The following is a 20558-nucleotide window of genomic DNA, read 5'->3' as shown; positions in this document are numbered from 1 at the left end:
GCGCGGTTTCACTCCGAGCGCGCTCGCAGAGCGCGACTCGGAGGACGTTTTTAGCGTAGATTTTTGCGAGGAGCCCTCCCACAGCGGCGCGAAGCGCCGCGAGGAAGGGCGACGAAGTAAAAAGGTACTCTCAGATTGCGAGAAACTGCGACACCAGCCACTTGGTGAAGGTCCCGGTGACCGCGCCGATCCACGCGAGGACGACGAAGTGCAGGTAGGTGTTGGCGTAGTGGCCGCCGTCGACGGTCCGGATCATCAGCGCCGAGAGCATGGCGGAGAACATGATGATGATGATGAGCAGGAACTCGATGAGCGGGATGTTGTAGACGCTGGTGTTGATGAGCGAGGCGGCGTCGAGGCGGCTCCCGGTGCTCAGGTTCAGCGACATGTCGGCGAGGATGTTGACGACCTGCAGGCCGATGAAGAAGGCGAACGTCGAGGCGGCCGTCATCCCGTACAGCAGGCCGATGAGCGTCGTCGTCGCCTGCTTGCGCTTCTGGCGGAGCTGAAGCACCTGGTTCATGTTCTCGGAGATGAGTTCGCCCAGTTGCTTGGGCGAACCGCCCATCTCGCGGCCGATGAGGTACATCTCGGAGAACGTCTGGATGAGGTACGACCGGCAGTCGGCGGTGAAAAAGCGCCAGGCCGAGGTCGGTTCGATGCGCATGTTGAGGCGCTTGTAGAGGTCGTCGATGTTGTCGGTCAGCGGCCCGAAGTCCTTCTTCCGGAGCGTCCGCAGCACCATCCCGGTCGTCGACTGCTTCGCCCCCTCGGTCGCCCCGAGCGCGCGGATGAAGTTGGGGAACTCCTCGTCGCGGCCCTTGATGCGCTGTTCCTCCTGCCGAAAGACGATACCGGGGATGAGCATGGGCGTGATGGGGACGACCGCGTAGAGGGGCAGCGGCACGGACTCGAACATGAACAGGAGGTCGTTGAGCGTCACCGGCGAGACGCCGAGCATGCCGCCGAGCGTGACGAACGCGAGCAGCAGGGACAGGCCGACGCCGGCGGCCATGGACTTGTCGAGGCGCTCCTCGATCGGCGAGGGGTACTCCTCGGGGTGGAACCACACGGGGTCGTAGGGGGACATCGAGCGGATGGCGAGGTAGAAGCCGCTCTGGACGAAGACGAACATGACGATGACGGCGCTGACGGTCATGGTCGGGTTCGTCCCGGTCAGCACCGGCAGCACGACGGCGAACACCAGCGCGAACGTCATCGAGAGGATCATCGACAGGTAGAGGTCCTTCATGACCTCGAGGCTGTCGAGGGTGCTCTGATACACCGTCGAGTAGTGCTGGATGATCTGCTCCTGTTCGGTCAGGAGGTAGTCGTCGAGCCCCTGGCCGGCCCCGAGGGTGTACGCGAGGCGGTCGAAGAAGTCAGAGACGGCGCGGCTGGGGACCTGTTTCGCCCGGCGGCGACAGGCGTCGTCGAGGCTCAGGTTCCAGGTGTCGACCAGCTGGACGATGCGGTGCATCTCCATCGCGAGTTCGCCGTACTCGTCTTCCTCGGCCAGGGTGCGAAACACCTCCATCCGGTCGATCTTCGTCGTCGCGAGCACGGTCATGTGCGTGATGAGCAGGTGGAATCGGTTGTTGAGTTCGCGCTTGCGCTGGCTCAGGACGATCTTCGGGTAGAAGATGGCCGACGCCATCGCCAGGAAGCCGAGGAGGGGGATCGGAGCGCGAATCGAGAGCGGGAGGTCGAGCAACAGCGCGGCGATCGACGAGAGGACGAAGAAGGCGACCGACGGGAGCAAGATCAGCGAGAGGTACCGCTCCAGCGGCATCGACATGTGCCGGTAGGACTCGACGAGCCCCTGGATCGTCTCGGTGATCGTCAGATCCAGGTCGCTCTCGGCTTCGCCCTGCGCCATCGTTAGTCGGGCCGCGAGATGTTGAACGGGATGCCTTCGACGCCGTCGCGCTGGAAGTCCGAGATGAAGTCGTTGACCTCGTGATAGCCGAGGATGCCCTCCTGCATGGCGCGTTCGATCATGTCGGCCCGGAACCGGAGGTCGTCGTAGATGTCGCGGGTGTCCTCGTAGCCGAGCAGGGTCGCGATCTGCTCTTCGAGGACGAAGGAGTTGTTCATCCCCTGGAAGATGATCTCGTCTTCGACGGGGTCCCAGTTGAACACCTGCCGGGTGACGACGCCGTCCATCTCCTTCGAGTAGCCCTCGATCTCCTGGACCGAGGTGACACGGCGCAGGACGCGGTCGCCCTGCTTGACGCGGTTCTGGAACAGCGCCACGTCGGCCACGTCCATGAACGTCTCCGGGACGTTGATCGGTTCGCCGGTGAACCGCTGGATCATCGAGACGATGTCGCTCGCGTGGAAGGTCAGCATCACCGGGTGCCCGGTCTGGGCCGCCTGGAACGCCATCCGACCCTCCTCGCCACGGACCTCGCCCACGATGATGTAGTCGGGACGCGAACGCAGGGCGGCCGCGACCAGGTCGAACATGTCGATGCTGGTCCCCTCGTCTTCGCCCTCCCTGGTCAGTAACTGCTGCCAGGTGTTGTGCGGCGGCAGCACCTCGGCGGTGTCCTCCGCGGTGTAGATCTTCGCGTCGTCGGGGATGAACGAGGTGATGGCGTTCAGCGTCGTCGTCTTCCCTGACGCCGTCTCACCGACGACGAACACCGTCTGCTCGTTCTCCAGGCAGAGCCAGAGATACGCCGCCAGTTCCGGCGATAACGTCATCCACTTCGTGATCTGGAACACCGACAGGGGGATCTCGTCGCCCTGACGGATGGTGAGCGAGGGGCCCTTGAGGCTCACGTCGTCGGAGTAGATGAGGTTCAGACGCGAGCCGTCCGGCAGCGTCGAGTCGACGATAGGGTCCGAATCTGACACCGGGTCGCCCATCCGCTCGCCCATGTTGCGGAGCCACTGGTCGAAGGCCTCCTCGCTCTCCCACTCGACGGTGGTCTCCAGCATCCCGTACACGCCGTGGTCGACGTGGCACTCGCTGCGGCCGATGACGTGAATGTCCTCGTTGGCCGGGTCGCGCATGACCGGTTCGAGCGGGCCGAGACCGACGATGTCCCTGTTGAGGCGGTAGAGGATGTTCTCGTAGGTTTCCTGGGTGACCTCGACGCTGCTCACGTCGGTGAGGTTCGACAGGCGCGTGAGGACGCCGCTGTCGCTGTCCTCGTCGCGGATCTTCGTCGTCTCCTGGAGGAGTTCCTCGATGCGGTCGTCGAACTGGGCCTCGTTCTCCGGGGCGGGCTTGTTGACGCTGCGCTGGAGCAGGCGGTTGCGGACCTTGCTGAACACCGTCCGCTCGTCGTCGTCGAGTTCCGGCTCGATGGCGTAGTACTTCGTGTCCTGGCCCACGTCGCCGTAGACGTGACAGAAGATGGGGCCACCGACGGGGTAGAGGACGTTGGGCCGGTCGGACTCGAACTCGCCGTCGGCCTCGTCGATGAGCATGGGGAACTCGCCGGTGATCTGTTTGAACTTCTTCAGGTGGTCCCGCAGGTGCGGTCGCCGCGCTGCGATCTGCCGAAGTTCGTCCGACGGTTTCGCTCGTCCGTGGTCTGTCATGTCTTAGGTCACCCCTATGCGACGCTCCGCGATTCGATGACGATGCCGGTCCCCGAGCGCACGGAGAACCCGACGGTGTCACCCACCTGTTCGCCCATGCCGGCAAAGCGGAGGACGTTGATCTGCCGGCGCACGTCGTTGCCGACCTCGATCATCTCCAGTTCGATGAACACGTCAGCGATCGCCCGGAACGGGCCGATCGCCTCCTCGTCCAGCGTCGACGGGTCGACGGTGAGCATGATGCACTTGCCCTGGGAGATCACGTCCCGGAAGTAGGAGATGACCTCGAGGGCGGCCTGGCGCTCCTCGTTCTGCCGGACCAGGGCCTCGAACTTGGGGTCGTTCCGGAGGATGGCGTCGAACGTGTCGATGACGATGACGTCGGCCTCCCACATCACCTCGGCCTCCATGAGCCGCTTGAGCAGTTCCTTGCGCTCTTTCTGCTCGCCGCCGGTGAGGGCGTTCGATTCGCCGATGTCGGCGTGCAGGAACAGCACGTTCTCGTCGAGGATGTGGTCGACCATGTCGTAGGACAGCGAGTGCATCTGGTCGAGGAAGCTCCCGACGGTGAGCTCCGTCGAGAGGTACGTCACCTCGTGGCCTTCCTCGCAGAGGCCGTAGGTGAACCGCTGGCTCATGGCGGACTTGCCGGCCCCGTAGTCGCCCTCGACGAGGATGATACTGCCGGGTGGGATACCGCCGCCCAGTTCCTTGTTCAGTCGGTCGTGGTCGTCCAGTCCGAGCGAGAACAGGTCGGTGCTTGCGATGCTCATAGGTTGAACTCGAACACCTCCTCGTCGCCGTTGACGATGATCATGACGCGGTGATCACCGCCGCTGAGGCTCTGGCTGATCTCGAGGCGGACCACGTCGCCGGCCCGCCAGGAGTCGCCGCCGTTCGGTTCGAGCGTCACCGTGTACTCGGTGGCGAACTGGCCGTCCACGAAGACGTCCAGCTGTCCGGGGACCGGCGCGAGCGTCTCCGACCCGGTGTTTTTCACGTAGAGCGTGATCGTGCCGCTGTCGTAGATCGCGTCGCTCCCGCCGTCGGAGATGATCTCGACGTCGCTCCGGACCTCGCTGCTCACGTCGAGGCCCTGCTCGGAGACGGCGTTGCTGAGTTCGCCGATGCTGCTCGTGAACACGCCGGCGACGCTCGCCGCGATGGCCATCGACGCGATGAACAGGATCAGGTGCGAGACGGAGACGCTCGCCATCTCAGCTCACCACCGCGGTGTCCGCGAGTCCGTTCTCGGTGACGACCTTCACTCGGCCGGGCCGGCTGTCGAAGGTCGTCACCGTGATCGTGAGCGTCTCCTGGGGAGCCCAGACGTCGGTCGACGCGTCGGCGTCGACGGCCGTGTCGTAGCCCGATTGGTAGGCGTTGTCGACCAGCAAGTCGGTGTCGCTCACCGCGAGCGTCGTCGAGCCGGTGTTCTCGACGGTGACGTCGAGGTCGTCGGTTCCGCTCGCGTTCCACGTCGCCGCCGTGATCTCGACCGCGGTGTTCTGCTGGTCGAGGAACCGGTCCTGCTGGGCTCCGCGCGCGTCCTGAACGCGCTCGAAGCTGTTCGCGGTCGCCGAGTAGAACATTCCGAAACCGATGAAGGCGGCGACGAAGATGATCGCCGCGGAGCCGCTAACGCTGAAGCCCATCGGAACCACCTCCGCCGACCAGTTTCGAGAGCATGACGGCGTCGGCACCGCTGTCGCCGTCCAGCTGCGAGATGTATCGCAAGCTCTCCGTGTGGTGGTCGATAGAGAGCCCCGCTCCGGTGTCGTCCACGCCGTCGAAGCCGCGGAGGTACTCCTTGAGTTGGTCCGCGACGGACTCGTCGATCCAGTCGATCGTCTCGTAGTAGTCGATGGCGCGGGCCGTCTCGCGGTACCCGGAGTTCTGGACCAGGTACTCCAGCCACTCGACGATGATGAGGTCCGCCGCGAACCCTTCGGGCATCGTCGACAGGTACGGCTTCCCCCCATCGCCGTCCGTCGTCTCGGCGTCGTCGCCAGTTGCCGCGGAACCGGTGTCGGTGGACTCTGTGTCCGGTTCGGGCTCGGGCTCTGGCTCTGCGACCGGTTCTGGCTCGGGTTCCGGCTCTGGCTCGGGTTCCGGTTCGGCGACCGGTTCGGGCTCGGGTTCCGGCTCTGGCTCGGTGACGGATTCGGAACCCGCGTCGGCCCCGTCGTCTGCCAGACCGTCGCCGTCGGCCCCGTCGTCCTCGATGACCTCGTCGAAGAGGTCGTCGTCTGCGAGCGCGTCCTCGTCGCCGTCGTCCTCGGCCAACAACTCCCCGTCGTCGTCGGCCAGCAGGTCGCCGTCGTCCTCGAACTCGTCCTCGTCGGCGTCGGCTTCCTCGTCGCCCTCGGCCCACTCGGCGTCGCCGGACTCGTACTCGTCTTTGAGTTCGGCGAAGGACTTGCCGCCCTCGCCGTCGTCGCTGTCTCCGTCGTCGGTGCTCGCGTCGTCCATGCTCATCCCGTCATCCATACTCATGTCATCGTCTCCCGCGTCGTCGAAGTCGTCGAACTCCTCGTCGAAGGACCCGCCGTCGTCCTCGAAGCCGCCCATGTCGTCCCCCTCGTCCGGGAACACGTCGTCGACGCTGCCGTCGTCCATGTCCATACTGTCACCCATCCCCATGTCGCCGCCAGCGCCCTCAGTGAGGTCCTCGTCGAAGAAGCCTTCGGCGTCGGCGTTGGCGACGTCGTCGTCGATGTCCTCCTCCGGTTCGTCGCCGCCGTCGTCGAACAGCCCGAAGGAGCCACCGCCCTCGCCCATACCGCCCATGCCCCCGTCGACGTCGTCGGCGAAGGGGTTGACGCCGCGGGTGACCATCTCGTAGATGTCGAGCAGTTTCCGGACGTTCTCCTCCGTCTCTTCGACCGATTCGGAGATGCTCTCGTTCTCGGTCCGGACCGTGTTGACCGTCGAGGAGAGGCTGCCGACCTCGTTTTCCAGCTCGTCGAGCCGGTGTTCGAGCTCGTCGGTGTCCGGACCGCTCGCGTCCTCCATGTCGCCGAAGTCGTCGTCGCCGAACCCGCCCATGTCATCGTCGTCGTCGAGGCCGCCGAGGCCGCCGAAGTCGTCGCCGCCGTCACCGCCGTCGTCGGCCATCAGTCCGCCGCCCCCGTCGGCCATCTCGTCGTTCCCGTCACTCCCGTTCTCGCTCTCGTCGTCCGACAGAATCGAGTCGAACATGTTCTTGATGCTCATGCCGACCAGCCCGCCCGTCAGGAGAACGAAGAGGACGGGTGCCAGCCCGACCAGTACCGGCGAGACGGCTGCGGCCAGCGGCTCGAGAGCGAGACTACTCATCTTCCGTAATGGACGCTTCTGCTACCCTTCAATATTCCCCCTAGCGTATCATATCTGATAATAATTGGCCAAATTCCCGACCCAGAATCGCAAAATAAACGTTCTAGTTACTATCGTCTTACATTTCAAATTAATTCCAGCTACTGAGATGAAGAACAGAGAGTGAGGCCCCGCGTGCCCGGCAGACGAGTGGCAGCCACCCGTCTGACGAGTCTGCGCAGAGCTACTCCGGCTATCTACACGGGCGTCACCGACGGTCTGTCACAACGTGATAGACTCGGTGTTGGCGCTCTTGACGATGAGTTCGCCGGTCGCCGCTTCGAGTTTGATCGATCGGCCGTGATCGCCGCCGAGATCCTCACCGACGATCGGGATGTCGTACTCCTCGAGGGTCCGGCGCACCTGTTTCGCGTTGCGGGATCCGATCGACGACCCGTTCTCCGAGAAGTCGAGCATGTCGCTCCCACCGGCGATCTTCGCCCGCATCGCGTCCGTCGTCGACCCCGCTGCTTCGAGCGCCTCCACGAGCACCTCGACGCCGGTGTCGGCAAATTTCGCGCGATTACCACCGTCGATGTCGGCCGCCGACGGGAGCATCACGTGGACGAGTCCGGCGGCTCCGTTGAGTTCGTCGTAGATGGCGACCCCGATACAGGATCCCAGCCCGCTCGTCGTCAACAGCGCCGCGTCCGTCGTGACCTTGTACTCGGCGATGCCGACCTTGATTCGCTCGGGAGCGTTCTGGGTCGTACTCTCCGACTGGCTGCCGTCGTATACTTTCATTATTCGAAGATCTGTTCCACGTCTGCCTGCGTCTCGTTCGCTCGCTCGACGTCGAGGGCTTCGAGCGCTTCGCGCAGTTCCTTCTCGTTCGGGAGGGCCAGGATCTCCGACTCGAACTCGATGTCCTCAGTCTTCATCTCCGATTCGATGATGAAGGCGTGTTCCTGGTGCTGGCCGACCTGGGCCGCGAGCGGGTCGACGATGGCCCGCCCCATGTCGTGAACGACCCGCGGGGGCGTGTGCTCGACGGAGGTCTGGAGGACGTTGGCCCAGCCGTCGACGAACCCGCTGGTCATGATGTTGCCGAGTTCCTCGATGGCGGCCGTGTGCTGGTCGGTCAGTTCGTCGCCCTCCATCTCGATCGGCATCATCGCCTCGGCGACGGTGACCGCCGAAACCTCGTCGAACAGCACCATGAGGTAGCCGCTGGGGGTTCCAGTGAACTCCACGACCGTCCCGACGTAGGTCTCCGTGCCGACCTGTTTTGGCACGTCGGTGATCGGCGCGAAGCTGATCTGCGTCACCTCCGCGTCCGTCGGGATGCCGGTCATCATCTCGACGTTGTCAGCGGCTTTCTGGGTCCCCTTCGTGGTCATCTCGTTGAACGTCTGGAGCTTGTCGATGGGGATGGCGTCGTCCTCGGTGTCGGCCTGTTCCATCATCAGCTCCGCGAGCGGCTCGTACTCCGGGAGCATGTAGATGTAGAAGTTCACGGACTCGTCGATCCACTCGATCTGTGACTTGAAGACGAAGACCTGCTGATGGTCGGCGTCGGTCGGCGCGTCCGGGAGCACGTCCGCCCCGGACTTCTCGATGTACTCCGGCGGCGAGTGATCGATGGTCGCCTCGACGTAGTCGGCCCAGCCGTCGATGAAGCCGCTCATCATGATGTTGCCGATCTCCTTGACACCGCTGCGGGCCATCGCCTCGTCTGGGCTGTCGCCGGGCACCAGCGCGTCGGCGATCGTCGCGGCGCTGTCGGCGTCGAACACCAGCACGGTGTCGCCTTCGAGCACGCCGTCGAAGGCGAACTGAACGCCGACGAACTCGCGGCCGGTCAGTTCTTCGCCGACGTCGTCCCGGTTCAGGAGCGTGATCTTGGTCACGTCGACGACGGCGTCGATGCCGGTCATCTGCGCCATCGAGCGCGTGGCTTCCTCGGCACCCTCGTGAGCGAGTTGGTTGAACGTCCCGAGCGACTGGATGTCGACGTTCATCTATGAGGGCACGACGTCCTCGATGGCCTCGATCACGCTCGGTTTCTGGAACGGCTTGGTGATGTACCCGTCGGCCCCGGCCTTCACCGCCTCTTTCATCTTCTCTTCCTGCCCGACGCTCGTACACATGATGACGTTGGCGTCGGGGTTGTTCGACTTGATTTCGTCCGTGGCCTCGATGCCGTCGCGGATGGGCATCACGATGTCCATCATCACGAGGTCCGGCGTCTCTTCTTTGAACACTTCGACGGCTTCGACGCCGTTCTCGACTTCTCCTACGATCTGGTGGTCCTCTTCCAGGATTTCGCGGAGGAGGTTACGCATAAATTCCGAATCGTCGGCGATCAGTACGTCTGGCATGCCTATCAACGCAACCTATCCCGATGAGTTAGATAAAGGTGTCCCGTAAATTATCGCGTGTGATATTATCGGGGACGGCAGCGGGGTCCTTACACCGCCGGGAGATATTCGACGGCGATCCGGACCACGTCGAGGGCGTGGGGACCGTACTGGAAATAGCTCAGTCCGGACAGCGCCACGAACGCCGTGGTCAGTCCGGCCGGGAGCGCAACGCCGACCGCGACGACCCGAGACGGGACGCGGTCCGGGGCGACGGTCCCGCCGACGACGACCGCGGCACAGACGGCCGCACCGGCGAGGTTGAGAAGCGCGTGGAACTGCACGGCCTCGCCCAGCGCCAGGTCGAGGCCGGCGACGGCGGCGAGACAGAGCGCGATTCCACCCAGGGTGCTCGCGGCGTATCCGCCGACGAGCCAGCGGGTCGCGTCCCGGGCGGCCCCGTTCACCGCCGGGAGCCGCGCGACGCCGTACAGCAACAGCGGGACCGTCGGGAGGAGATACCGGACCGTGAGCTGCGAGTACAGCGGGAGCCGTTCCAGGTAGATCACGGTGAAGACGACAGCGAGCGCCGCGACGAACAGGTCGGTCTGGGCCCGTGGCGAGTACTGACTCGGCAGGTGGCCGAGGTCGCTCGCCCGCCGTCGGAGCAGTCGGACCCCGTGGATCGGGGCGGCCGCGAGCGCGCCCAGCACCGGCACGGATTCGAGCATCGTGAGCTCGATGATGGCGTACCCGTTGAGGTGGTAGCGGACGCTCGGGATGTGACCGCTCCGAAGGAAGACGTGGGACATCCGGTCGAGGTCCGTCAGCGACTCGAACCCGCCGAGCAACGCCGCCGGGACGAACGCCATCGCGGGACCGATGACGTCGCCGATTCGGTCGACGACGGCGAGGAGCGACCCGAGGACGGGGACGTCGCCGATGCCATCGGAACTGGCTGCGCCGGTATCACCGGCCGACGAATCGCCGCCGGTTTCACTCCCGCTACTGCCGTCGCTGCCAGTGCCACCGCTCCCCCCGCTCCCATCGCTTCCACCGGTCCCCGCGTCGGAGCCGCCCGACGCTCCGGCGTCGGAGAACGTGGTGTCGGGCACGAACTCGGCGTTGGCCCCGTCGACTCGCGGGAGCAGGCGCGGGGGCTTGGCGGGATTGCCCGAGATGAGGTAGTTCGTCAGGAGCATCGGCAGCGAGCCGACCAGCAGCGCGCAGCCGACCACCAGGAGGTCCGAGAGCGCGTTCCGCCGCGCGGTGGCGAGGTCGACGACGCCGAGGGTCGCGACCAGGAAGAACCCCTCGAAGGCGTGCGTCCAGGTGACGAGCGACGCCGTCAGGTACGCGGCGGCGCGAAACGCCAGCGCTCGGCGGAACCGATCGTCTCGGTAGGCGATCCGGCTGCGAGCGAACGCGTAGACGGTCGTCAGCAGGAGCGCGGCGACGAGGACGTGACGCTTCGGGAGCGACGCCCAGAAGCCGACCGAGGAGGCGAGTCCGACGGCCACGCCGGTCGCCAGCGCGACCGGGCGTCCGTGCCAGAGCCCGACCAGCCGGTACAGGACGAGGCCGGTCGTGGCCGCCGCGAGCATCGTCGAGAACTGGAACGCGGCCAGGGCGAGCGCGGAGTCGGAGAGCGCCGTGGCCGACGAGACGCCGACCAGAAACAGCGCCGCGACGACGGCGCTCCCGCCCAACAGGATCGCCCGCCGCGACGCACCGGTGTGGCGGTTGCCGAGCGTCCCGATCTGGGAGACGAACGCCAGCGCCAGCCCCGACCAGAGGCCGAGCAGGAGCAGTCGCGGGGCGGCGACCACGGAGAGGGCCCGGAAGGTCCAGACCAGCGGGACCGCCAGGGCGACCTGTCCGTAGTTCCGGCCGTAGAGCTCGCCGCCGACGTGGTGGAGCCCGGGCTGGGAACCGAGCGTCAGCGAGTACGGCGTTTCGACGATGTTCAGGTGGCCGTCGGCGACGGCCGCGAGCGTGTTGGCCGTGGTGTAGGTGTCGGCGATGAAGATTCCGACCCGCCAGTACAGCGAGACGGCGACGAGCAGGCCGAGCCAGAGCGCGACGCCGTACCGGTCGCCGAAGACGCGGCGGGCGACCGCCCGTCCGCGGTTACCGAGTGAGTCGATGTGGCGGGTCATTCGATCACCGCCACGGTGACGTTCTCGTCGTACACCGTCTCGGTCGCTTCGAAGCTCTGGACGGTGATTCGCACGGTCCCGTTGTATCGCTCCCGGCCGACCGAAGAGGGCTCCAGCGCCCGATCACCCGGGGCGAGTCGGTACGTCCCGGCCGTCGAGAACACGCGTTCGGATGTCATCGAAGCGTCCAGACGGGGAATCGAAATCTGGTACAGCAGTCTGGGACGCCCCGTCACGGCGTCCACGGTGACGGACGCGTCCGGGACTCTGAGGTACGGAACCGCGGTTCCGAAGCGGCCGTCGGTGACCCGAAACTGGGTCGTGTCCACGTGAACGCCCCCGACGGAGGCGGTCCCGTCGCCGATGGTCGTGGCCCGCGGCTCGAACGCGCCGACGCCGACGAGCGGTCCGGTGGCGACGAGCGTCGCCAGAACGAACAGGGCCGTGACGGTCTGTGGCTCGAAGCGGTCCATCAGCTACCCCACCAACCGCCGTGGCCGCAGTTAAATCTCTCGCCGGTCAGAACTGGACGCCGTCGTCGTCTTCGACCGCGTGCAACAGGTCCGCGATGGAGTCGTCGGGCGAGAGCTGCGTCGACTTGACGAGTTCTCTCACGGCCCCCGGCGGATACCGGACCGGGACGTTCGACTCCGAAAGCAGGATTCCGAGAACGTCCTCGACCGCGGTCGAGCCGTCCATCTGCCGACCGTACCAGAGCATGAAGCTCTCGAAGACGGTGACGATGTCGTTGGAGACCAACTGTTGCTGGTCGACCTCCCCGTCGAACTTGGCGGTCACGTCGAACCCGTACCGAGCGTTCGAGTCCGCCATCTGTTCGGCGAGCCACTGATGGACGTTCGCGTCGGTGAACTCGGGTTCGGGCGGGTTCCCCGAGGACGACTCCGACGGGTCTGACGCCGAATCCGACGGGATCTGGTTCCCGTAGGAGTCGTCGGTGCGGACGTCCGAGGAGACGACGTAGCGGCCCTCGTCGATCTCGGTGACGTGCTCGTCGTCGGCGATGTCGAGCTCCTCGGGCGAGAGTACCTTGCCTTCTTCCGGATTCGGTTCGTCTGACCGCCGAGCCATACGTCGTACTGTGTGAGGAAGTGGTATAACTCCGTCGCCGTTCGAGCTGAGAGAGCGTCAAGAAAAGGAAAGCGAACTTAGAGGCTGACGGCGGAATTACCAGACAGAGTCTCCGGAACGACCAGGCGCACGGTCGTCGTCCCACCTGACTGGGTGTTCAGACGGATCGTTGCCGTCGCACCCTCGGGCAGCGGATTACTCCCGCCGCGGATGTCTTCAGCACTGAACTCCAGTCGCGCGCGATCAGACGGATCGTTCAGTACCTGGCTATCCGAGATAGAGCCGTCATCGTCCTGCACTTCCGTGACACCGAAATGATCAGCATCGGATAACTTCGGCTGGTTATTGTCGGTATCGACGGTCAGATCGTAGGACCCGGAGGAGTCGACCCACTGCGCGATCGTGCTCCCGATGTCGATGTTCGCCGCACCGGGCGCGCGCTTGACCGTCAGGTTCACCGTCTGGATACCGTTATTGCTGATGTCTTCACCGACGGCGTTGACGAGCTGGAGTCGATTGGTCACCTGGTCGCTGCTCTGTTGTCCGGTCTCCTCGGCGCTGCTCTGGAGGAAGCCGGCCGTGTTGATCAGGACGCCCGCGGCGATTGCGGCCACCAGCACCATCGCGATGAACACGATCAGCGTGCCGATACCGACCTGCCCGCGGTCGTCGTCGTTCGTGAGTTCCGTTAGCATTGGTTATCCGGGTCTGTCTGACCCTACCGATACCGATTCTTTCACGGGTAATAATACCTCTCCCCGAGTTATCGACCGTGATAACGGGCGGTAGAGAGTGTTTTGGAGCCTTTATCGTCTGTCTCGTATTTTCCGTGTTGGAACGATTCGAGAGCACATCGAGCGACAACGGAAGACGTCCGCTCAGCGGTATTGGGACGGCAGAGCGTGGTCGTTCGTGATGAGCGAAAGAAGCAAAAAGAGCGACGCAGAAATCAGTGGTCGTCGAAGCTTAGAGGCTGACGGCGGAGTTACCAGACAGAGTCTCCGGAACGACCAGGCGCACGGTCGTCGTCCCACCGGACTGAGTGTTCAGGCGAACCGTCCCCGTCGCACCCTCGGGCAGCGGATTACTCCCGCCGCGGATAGCCTCAGCACTGAATTCCAGTCGCGCGCGGTCGGCTGGATCGTTCAGCACCTGGCTATCCGAGATAGAGCCGTCATCGTCCTGCACTTCCGTGACGCCGAAGTTGTCGTTGTCGGACGTTTTCGGGTTGTTGTCGTCGACGGTCAGATCGTAGGACCCGGAGGAGTCGACCCACTGCGCGATCGTGCTCCCGATGTCGATGTTCGCCGCACCGGGCGCGCGCTTGACCGTCAGGTTCACCGTCTGTACGCCGTTGTCGTTGATGTCTTCACCGACGGCGTTGACGAGCTGGAGTCGATTGGTCACCTGGTCGCTGCTCTGTTGTCCGGTCTCCTCGGCGCTGCTCTGGAGGAAGCCGGCCGTGTTGATCAGGACGCCCGCGGCGATTGCGGCCACCAGCACCATCGCGATGAACACGATCAGCGTGCCGATACCGACCTGCCCGCGGTCGTCGTCGTTCGTGAGTTCCGTTAACATTGGTTATCCGGGTCTGTCTGACCCTACCGATACCGATTCTTTCACGGGTAATAATACCTCTCCCCGAGTTATCGACCGTGATAACGGGCGGTAGAGGGGCCTAGGACGCTACTTCGGTCGGACAGCGGTAAATCGAGACAGCCCCGATCACCGAAGTTCATAATCGAGAAAGACGAGACAATCGGTATCAGCACTGAATCGGAAACCGGTCTCCTCGCGAGCAGACGCGCGCTCGGTCACCGACGCGACTGGAGAACAGACGAACTCACAGAGACAGGTGCAAAAGAGAATCCGCCACTGGTGTGTCGGTCGGACTGGCCGGACGCTACTCGTAGGTGACGAGGCTGTACATGACGAACAGGTACCCAAACGTGGTCAGGCCGCTGTTCACCAGCAGGAGGGACCGGACTCCCTGGAAGTCGTTTATGAACGCACTGATCATCGTGGCGGCCGCCCCCGCGATCGCGAGCGAGAACCCAACCGAGAGGTGGAGCATCGCCTGCCGGGATGTCTGGACGTACGCCCGCATCGCCATCCCGACCATCGTCAGTCCGGCCACGACGAACACCAGCGTCGAGATGGCATAGAGAAGTTCTATCATCTGCACTATCCGGGCCTACACCGATCCCGTTATTAAATCCATGCACGAAAATATCGCCGCTGATAACGACAGGAGACGGGACGTTACCGCTCGGAGAGGGTCCGCCAGGCCTCGTCGAGCTTGTTCGTCACCTCGGACCGCTCCTCCACGTGAACGGTCAGTTCGTCGTCGAAGTCGACGCGCACTTCGTCGACGTTCCGACGGTATACCTTGATCCGTCGGCGGTCGTCGGAGAGGATGTTGTCGTGGAGTTCGAGCAGGTCGTGTTCGGTGAGCTCGTCGATGCGACGATAACACGTCGCGATGGGAATCCCGAGATCGTCGCTGAGTTCCTGCGCGGACACGGGTTCGTCCGTCGCATCGAGGATTTCGGCGCTGTATTTATTGCCAAGCGTCTGAAGAATCTCCCCTGAAGCCATCGTTATCAAAACATAAATTCTGTCGATAATAAAGCTATCGCCTGTGATATCGGGGATCGACCGGGGTAAAGCACTTACGAACAGAGGACCGAGATACGTCAGGTACGGTACCTGTACCCGACGTTATCCGCAATAATAACGAGTTATTCCGCCCTTAGATCGGGGATTCTTCCTCGCTCATCATCGAGAAAGCGCTCGCGTTCTGGTGGACCTTGATGCCGCCCGCATCGATCTCCATCGGATAGATGTCCGTCTCGATGTTCTGCTTTCGCATCTTCGCGACCCACACGTATCGGCTGACGCCGTTCTCGGTCGGCGTCTGGATGAGGTAGATGTTGCCGTCGGTCAGGTAGTTCTCCAGTCCGATCTCGGTGTCCGGGAAGACGGCCCCCTGCTCGTTCGTCATCAGCGTGGTGAGGCCGCTGTCGCTGAGGATGTCGGTGAACTTCAGGAGGTAGGTCCGCTTCTCCTTCTCGTTCTCGAAGAACAGCGCGAACATGGCGAGGGAGTCGAGCACGAGTCGGTCGTAGTCCCCCTCCTCCAGTTCTTCGAGGAGGATGTCGAGGGAGGAGGTGAAGTCGTTCTCGCGCAGCAAGACCTGCTTGTCGTAGATCTTGATGTCGCCGTTGTCGACGAACTCGCCCCACTTCTCGAAGCCGATCGACTCGGCGGCCTCGCGGAGGTCTTCTTCGTCCTCCTCGAACGAGAGGTAGATCCCCTTCTCGTCGAACTGCTCGACGCCGTTGTAGATGTACTGGAGACAGAGAATGGACTTCCCAGCGCCCGGATTGCCGCTCACCAGTGTCGTCGAATTCTTGACAATGCCCCCGTTCAGAATGTCGTCGAGGCCTTCGATCCCCGTCTTGGTTTGCTCTATCATAGGTCAGAGTCAGCTAGTCGATTAGATACTTTTCAGTCGGGAATGTTAAAAAGTCTTGCTGGTATCCTGCCACAGCGCCCGGATTCAAACGGATTGTCGTCGGTGATCGTCGGCCCGGTCCGACGACCGCCGGGCCGAGACGGCGGCAGTTCGGTTCAGTTCCCGGCGTGGACGATCGCGGGGTCGACCCAGATGACGAAACTCTCGTCGCGCTTGACGACGCCGCGGATCGAGCCGGTGTCGTTCGCGGGCGACTGATCCACCTGGTCCGGGGTGACCTGAACCACCTGGTACACCTCGTCGACGAGCCAGCCGGCCGCGCCCTGGTCCTCGACGATATCAGGGTCGAAAACGATGATGCGCTTCTCCGCGCCCTCGTCCTCGATGCCGAAGACGACCTTCGGGTCGACGATAGACGTCGTGCGCCCGCGGAGGTCCATGACGCCCCGGACGTGGGGCGGCGCGTTCGGGACGGCGGTGAGCTCCCCTACGTCGACGATTTCGGTGACGTAATCGATGCTCACGCAGTACGTCTCGGACCCGAGCTGGAACTCGAGCACCTGGCCGGTCGTGGCTGACTGGGCTGACATAGAACTCTTGGTTCGTCTGTCTCGGACAGGAGCGCATAAAGCTGCCTCCTGGGCTATCAACTTTGATTACGTGGGCGGAGTATTTATTTCGGGGCCGAACGGGATTTCGAGGTAGGTATGAGGATGTCTCGTTCGCTGGTGCGCCCCGCGTCCCGGGAGCGTCAGTGACATGGTAGGTGGTGTCCGCGCCGTGGTCGCAGACGATTCCCACTTTATGCGGAGCGTCATCTCCGATATCCTCGACGACGGGGGAATCGACGTCGTCGCACAGGCGCGCGACGGGGAGAACGCGGTCGAGGCCGTCATCGAACACGAACCGGACGCCGTGACGATGGACGTCGAGATGCCGGTGATGAACGGCATCGAGGCCACGGAACGCATCATGGCCGAGCGACCGACGCCGGTGTTGATGCTGTCGGCCCACACCGACGAGAACGCGGACGTGACTTTCGAGGCGCTCGATAAGGGCGCGGTCGACTTCTTCACGAAGCCCGGCGGCGAGGTGTCGATGGAGATGTCCAGACTGAAAGACCAGCTGGTGGAGATGGTCGTCTCCGTCGCGGCGGTCGACGTGACCGCGGCGGGCAAGGCCAAGCGATCCTCGACGGGGTCCGAACGGACGGCGACGACCCAGTCATCGACGTCGGCCGGTGCCGGCGACACCTACGTCGAGAACCCGACGCTCGTCGTCGGCTCCTCGACCGGCGGTCCGAAGATGGTCGAGACGGTGATGCAGAACCTGCCCGCGGCGGCCGACCTCCGCGTGCTCATCGTCCAGCACATGCCCGAGGGATTCACCGGGCGCTTCGCCGAGCGGATCAACGCTCGAAGCGAGTACGAGGTCAGCGAGGCGACCGACGGGGCGCGCATCGGCGGCGGCGAAGGACTCGTCGCCGCGGGCGACCGGCACATGCGGGTCAAGAACTACCGGAACGGGCGACTTCGGGCTCGACTGACCGAGGACGCACCGGTCAACAGCGTCCGACCGGCGGTCGACGTGACGATGGAGACCGCCGCGGAGACGATCGACGACCCCCTCGTCGGACTCATCCTCACGGGGATGGGCGAGGACGGGGCGGACGGTATCCGGCGCATCAAGGCGGCCGGCGGCAGCACCATCGCACAGGACGAGGCCACGTCCGCGGTGTACGGGATGCCCAAACGCGCCGTCGAGACGGGCTGTGTCGACTCGGTGTTACCGATCGACGACATTGCGGACGGCATTATAGACACGATAACTACTGAGGAGAGCTAACAATGAACGACCAATACCTGGACGCATTCATCCGCGAGAGCGAGGAAGCGATCACCGAACTGAACAACTCGCTGCTCGACCTGGAATCGGACCCCTCCAACACGGAGGCGATGGACTCGATCTTCCGGACGGCCCACACGCTGAAGGGCAACTTCGGCGCGATGGGCTTCGACGACGCCGCGAACCTCGCACACGCGATGGAAGACTTGCTGGACGAGATGCGCCAGGGCGAGATGCAAGTCACGCCCGACCTGATGGACCTCGTCTTCGCCGGGGTCGACCAGATCGAGGTCATCGTCGGCGAGATCGAGGAGCACGGCGAGTCACAGACCGAGACCGACGAGATGGTCGCGGAGCTGCGCGCGGTCCTCGAAGAGGGTGCGGCGGCCGCCGGCGACGGCGCGACCGAATCCGACGAGGAGCCGACAGACGACGCGGCCGAGGCGGTCGTCGACAGCGTCGATGTCGACGCCGGTGCCATCGAGGACCGCGTCCTGCGGGCCGAGATCGGCGTCGGCGACTCGGACATGCTCGGGGTCGACGCGATGCTGGCCGTCGAGGCCATCGAGGAGCGCTTCGATCTCCTCGACTCGACCCCGGACCGGGCCGACATCGAGGACGGGAAGTTCGATGAGACGTTCGTGCTCTACCTCGACGCGCCCGACGCCTCGACCGCCGACGCCGAACTCGGGACGACCGGTAAGGTCGATTCCTTCGACGTGACCGACGTGACCGACGAGGTGACGAACGCGGCGGGCGAAACGAGCGTCGGTGACGAGCCCGCGGACGCGGCGGACGACGGTTCCAACCCCGAACAGGAACACAGCGTCGACGAGATCAAGTCCGTGCGCGTGGACGTCGACCAGCTCGACGACCTCCACGGGCTCGTCGAACAGCTCGTCACCAGCCGCATCAAGCTCCGGCGCGGCGTCGAGCAGAACAACCTCGACTCGACCAGCGAGACGCTGAACGAGCTGGACAAGATCACCGCGAACCTCCAGAACACGGTGATGGACATGCGGCTCATCCCGCTGAAGAAGGTCGTCGGGAAGTTCCCGCGACTCGTCCGCGACCTCGCCCGGGACCTCGACAAGGACGTGGAGTTCACCATCGAGGGCGAGGACATCGAACTCGACCGGACGATCCTCACCGAGATCTCGGACCCGCTGATGCACATCCTGCGCAACTCGGTCGACCACGGGATCGAATCCCCCGACGAGCGAGAAGCGGCCGGCAAGCCCCGGACGGGCCACATCACGCTCCGGGCCTCGCGCGAGCGCGATCACGTCATCATCGAAGTCGAGGACGACGGCGCGGGCCTGGACGTGGAGGGCATCCGGAACAAGGCCATCGAGAAGGGGGTCCGCTCGCCCGAGGAACTGGACGCGATGGACGACTCCTCGGTGTACGACCTCATCTTCCACCCCGGCTTCTCGACGGCCGACGAGGTGACCGACACGAGCGGGCGCGGGGTCGGCATGGACGTGGTCCACGACACGGTCTCCCAGCTCGACGGGTCGGTCAACGTCGACTCCGAACCCGGCGAGGGGACGACCGTCTCCCTGCGCCTGCCGGTGACGATGGCCATCGTCAAGGTGCTGTTCGTGAAGGTCGGCGACGAGGAGTACGGCGTCCCGATCAAGAACGTCGACGAGATCACCGGCACCGACGCCGCGAAGCAGGTCAACGGCAAGGAAGTCATCAAGCACAACGACGAGATCTACCCGGTCGTCCACCTCGACGACACCTTCGACATCCAGGGCGAGACGGCCAACGGCGACGGGATGCTCGTCCGCATCCGCGAGTCCGAGCGCCAGGTCGCGCTGCACTGCGACTCGGTCGACAGCCAGGAGGAGGTGGTCGTCAAGCCCCTCGAAGGCATCCTCTCCGGGACGCCCGGCCTCTCCGGGACGGCCGTGCTGGGCGACGGGAACATCGTCCACATCCTCGACGTGGTGACGCTATGAACAAGGGCAGCGAGCGGACGTTCGAGGACCTCGTCGAGTTCATCGGCGAGGAGATGGACTTCGAGTCGGGCTTCTACAACGACTCGTACCTCGACCGCCGGATCACCGCGCGGATGCGCCGGACGGACACCGATGACTACCGCTCCTACCAGCGGCTGCTGGAGCGCGACGACGGCGAGCGCGAGGAACTGCTCGATTCCCTGTCGATCAACGTCACCGGCTTCTTCCGCAACCCCGATGCGTGGGAACACTTGCGGCCGGTGCTGCGGGAACTGACCGATGACAACCGCCGCGTCAAGCTCTGGTCCGCCCCGAGCGCGGACGGCCGCGAGCCGTACTCGGCGGCGATGCTCGCGCTTGACGACCCGGAAATCGACGCCCGGCGCGTCGAGATCACGGCGACGGACATCAACGCCGACATCCTCGAAGAGGCGCGGGCGGCGACCTACGCCACGTCACAGACCACCGACATCGCCGAGGAGTTAGAGCCGCTCGACGACTACACGCAGTACATCGAACAGGACGGCAACACGTTCACCGTCCGGGACCGGGTCAGGGACATGGTCTCCTTCGAGCAACACGACCTCATCCGCGGCGACCCGAAACAGGACTTCGACCTCGTGTTCTGTCGGAACCTCCTCATCTACATCGACGCCGAGTTCAAGGTCCCCATCTTCGAGACGATCCGCGGGTCGCTGCGGGAGGGCGGCTACCTGATGATCGGCATGACCGAGACGCTGCCGACCGAGTGTCGGGGCGACTTCGACCCGGTCGACAAGCGCCACCGGATCTACCGGCGAGTGTAGCG

Annotated in this window: 21 protein-coding genes; 3 read left to right on the top strand and 18 right to left on the bottom strand. The window is 64.4% G+C overall.

Translation table 11 applies throughout. The features are described 5' to 3' along the window. Positions 1-130: 130 nt before the first annotated feature. The 18 genes from flaJ to GM656_RS17825 form a co-directional block, all read right to left on the bottom strand. On the bottom strand, positions 131-1879 hold the full coding sequence (gene flaJ / locus GM656_RS17910) for an archaellar assembly protein FlaJ (protein ID WP_162415072.1): 1749 nt from the start codon (positions 1877-1879) through the stop codon (positions 131-133). Positions 1880-1881: 2 nt separating this feature from the next. Then, positions 1882-3555: a type II/IV secretion system ATPase subunit gene (locus tag GM656_RS17905; protein WP_162415071.1), complete on the bottom strand. Its 1674-nt coding sequence runs from the start codon at positions 3553-3555 to the stop codon at positions 1882-1884. A 14-nt stretch (positions 3556-3569) separates the two neighbouring features. Beyond that, positions 3570-4328: an ATPase domain-containing protein gene (locus tag GM656_RS17900; RefSeq protein ID WP_162415070.1), complete on the bottom strand. Its 759-nt coding sequence runs from the start codon at positions 4326-4328 to the stop codon at positions 3570-3572. After that, positions 4325-4771: a flagellar protein G gene (locus GM656_RS17895; protein WP_162415069.1), complete on the bottom strand. Its 447-nt coding sequence runs from the start codon at positions 4769-4771 to the stop codon at positions 4325-4327. Before GM656_RS17895 ends, GM656_RS17900 begins: the two co-directional genes overlap by 4 nt. Position 4772: 1 nt before the next feature. Beyond that, a complete protein-coding gene (locus GM656_RS17890) occupies positions 4773-5210 on the bottom strand; it encodes a flagellin (RefSeq protein ID WP_162415068.1) in 438 nt (145 codons plus the stop codon). Continuing rightward, complete coding sequence (locus GM656_RS17885; RefSeq protein WP_162415067.1) at positions 5194-6873, bottom strand: FlaD/FlaE family flagellar protein; 1680 nt, start codon at positions 6871-6873, stop codon at positions 5194-5196. The genes GM656_RS17890 and GM656_RS17885 overlap by 17 nt, the downstream gene beginning before the upstream one ends. A 261-nt stretch (positions 6874-7134) precedes the next feature. Beyond that, complete coding sequence (locus tag GM656_RS17880; RefSeq protein ID WP_162415066.1) at positions 7135-7656, bottom strand: chemotaxis protein CheD; 522 nt, start codon at positions 7654-7656, stop codon at positions 7135-7137. Continuing rightward, complete coding sequence (locus GM656_RS17875) at positions 7656-8873, bottom strand: chemotaxis protein CheC (RefSeq protein ID WP_162415065.1); 1218 nt, start codon at positions 8871-8873, stop codon at positions 7656-7658. The genes GM656_RS17880 and GM656_RS17875 overlap by 1 nt, the downstream gene beginning before the upstream one ends. Continuing rightward, positions 8874-9233, bottom strand: coding sequence for a chemotaxis protein CheY (gene cheY / locus GM656_RS17870; RefSeq protein ID WP_162415064.1), 360 nt, complete (start codon positions 9231-9233; stop codon positions 8874-8876). It abuts the gene before it with no gap. An 89-nt stretch (positions 9234-9322) separates the two neighbouring features. Continuing rightward, on the bottom strand, positions 9323-11371 hold the full coding sequence (locus tag GM656_RS17865; RefSeq protein WP_162415063.1) for a hypothetical protein: 2049 nt from the start codon (positions 11369-11371) through the stop codon (positions 9323-9325). Next, positions 11368-11844 (bottom strand): YbeD family protein, encoded by a 477-nt coding sequence (locus GM656_RS17860; RefSeq protein WP_162415062.1) that lies wholly within the window; start codon positions 11842-11844, stop codon positions 11368-11370. The genes GM656_RS17865 and GM656_RS17860 overlap by 4 nt, the downstream gene beginning before the upstream one ends. 46 nt (positions 11845-11890) lie before the next feature. Beyond that, positions 11891-12460 carry a DUF7500 family protein gene (locus GM656_RS17855; protein ID WP_162415061.1) on the bottom strand — a complete coding sequence of 190 codons (570 nt, stop codon included), beginning with the start codon at positions 12458-12460 and terminating at the stop codon, positions 11891-11893. A 77-nt stretch (positions 12461-12537) separates the two neighbouring features. Further along, on the bottom strand, positions 12538-13155 hold the full coding sequence (locus GM656_RS17850; protein WP_162415060.1) for an archaellin/type IV pilin N-terminal domain-containing protein: 618 nt from the start codon (positions 13153-13155) through the stop codon (positions 12538-12540). A gap of 271 nt (positions 13156-13426) precedes the next feature. After that, positions 13427-14038 carry an archaellin/type IV pilin N-terminal domain-containing protein gene (locus GM656_RS17845; protein ID WP_162415059.1) on the bottom strand — a complete coding sequence of 204 codons (612 nt, stop codon included), beginning with the start codon at positions 14036-14038 and terminating at the stop codon, positions 13427-13429. 325 nt (positions 14039-14363) lie between these two features. Beyond that, entirely contained in the window at positions 14364-14639 is a 276-nt protein-coding gene (locus tag GM656_RS17840; RefSeq protein ID WP_162415119.1) for a DUF7521 family protein, read from the bottom strand. An 83-nt stretch (positions 14640-14722) separates the two neighbouring features. Continuing rightward, positions 14723-15058 (bottom strand): winged helix-turn-helix domain-containing protein, encoded by a 336-nt coding sequence (locus tag GM656_RS17835; RefSeq protein WP_162415058.1) that lies wholly within the window; start codon positions 15056-15058, stop codon positions 14723-14725. Positions 15059-15212: 154 nt separating this feature from the next. Next, on the bottom strand, positions 15213-15938 hold the full coding sequence (locus tag GM656_RS17830; RefSeq protein WP_162415057.1) for an RAD55 family ATPase: 726 nt from the start codon (positions 15936-15938) through the stop codon (positions 15213-15215). A 155-nt stretch (positions 15939-16093) separates the two neighbouring features. Next, entirely contained in the window at positions 16094-16528 is a 435-nt protein-coding gene (locus tag GM656_RS17825) for a chemotaxis protein CheW (protein WP_162415056.1), read from the bottom strand. Between the two features lie 169 nt (positions 16529-16697). On the opposite strand from GM656_RS17825, the gene cheB reads away from it, so the two are divergent. Genes cheB through GM656_RS17810 form a run of 3 tightly spaced genes read left to right on the top strand, consistent with a single transcriptional unit; the run spans position 16698 to position 20556 of the window. Beyond that, positions 16698-17783, top strand: coding sequence for a chemotaxis-specific protein-glutamate methyltransferase CheB (gene cheB / locus GM656_RS17820; RefSeq protein ID WP_162415055.1), 1086 nt, complete (start codon positions 16698-16700; stop codon positions 17781-17783). Between the two features lie 2 nt (positions 17784-17785). Beyond that, on the top strand, positions 17786-19750 hold the full coding sequence (gene cheA, locus GM656_RS17815; protein ID WP_162415054.1) for a chemotaxis protein CheA: 1965 nt from the start codon (positions 17786-17788) through the stop codon (positions 19748-19750). After that, complete coding sequence (locus GM656_RS17810) at positions 19747-20556, top strand: CheR family methyltransferase (protein ID WP_162415053.1); 810 nt, start codon at positions 19747-19749, stop codon at positions 20554-20556. Before cheA ends, GM656_RS17810 begins: the two co-directional genes overlap by 4 nt. Positions 20557-20558: the final 2 nt, after the last annotated feature.

It is taken from the genome of Haloarcula salina, from assembly GCF_010119195.1.
Classification (GTDB): Archaea; Halobacteriota; Halobacteria; order Halobacteriales; family Haloarculaceae; genus Haloarcula; species Haloarcula salina.
This window is presented reverse-complemented; position numbering and strand designations above follow the sequence as displayed.